Here is a 774-nt window from a genome sequence, read left to right as displayed (position 1 = left end):
ATCGTGGTGCATTCGCTGACCAAGTTCATCGGCGGCCACGGCAATTCGATCGGCGGCGCCATCGTCGACGGCGGCACCTTCGATTGGTCGAAGTCGGGCAAATACCCGATGCTGTCGGAGCCTCGCCCTGAATATGGCGGCCTCGTCCTGCACGAGACTTTCGGCAACTTCGCCTTTGCCATTGCCGCGCGCGTGCTCGGCCTGCGCGACCTCGGCCCGGCGATCTCGCCCTTCAACGCCTTCCTGATCCTGACCGGCCTGGAAACCTTGCCGCTCAGGATGCAGCGTCATTGCGACAACGCCGCGAGCGTCGCCGCCTGGCTTTCCAACCATCCAAAAGTCGCCTGGGTGAACTATCCCGGACTGCCGAGCGACAAGAACAATGCGCTGCAGAAGAAATACTCGCCGCAGGGTGCCGGCGCCGTTTTCACCTTTGGCCTCAAGGCCGGCTACGAGGCCGGCGTCAAGTTCGTCGAGGCGCTGGAACTGTTCTCGCACCTCGCCAATGTTGGCGACACCAAGTCGCTGGTCATTCACCCGGCCTCGACCACGCACCGGCAACTGTCCGACGAGCAGAAGGTAAAGGCCGGTGCCGGCCCGGACACGGTCCGCCTGTCGATCGGCATCGAGGACGTCAACGACATCGTCGCCGACCTCGAACAGGCGCTGAGCAAGGTCTGAGCGCGATGTCCGCCTTTCTCGCGGTTGATCCCGAAACTGTCGAGCCGGAGGCCGGCGCGCCGGCCTCCGGCTCGACAGTTTCGGGATCAACCG

At 64.2% G+C, this 774-nt stretch carries 1 protein-coding gene; it reads left to right on the top strand.

Features of this window, described 5'->3' with window-relative positions:
* Positions 1–681, top strand: a 681-nt coding sequence (locus EOA60_RS35455; RefSeq protein WP_206628438.1) for a PLP-dependent transferase, incomplete at its 5' end; no start/stop codon positions are given.
* Between the last annotated feature and the right edge of the window lie 93 nt (positions 682–774).

Origin of the sequence: Mesorhizobium sp. M1A.F.Ca.IN.020.06.1.1 (genome assembly GCF_004023265.1) — a bacterium.
Lineage (GTDB): Bacteria > Pseudomonadota > Alphaproteobacteria > Rhizobiales > Rhizobiaceae > Mesorhizobium.
Note: the sequence above shows the minus strand (reverse complement) of the source record. Positions and strands in the feature narration are given on the sequence as shown.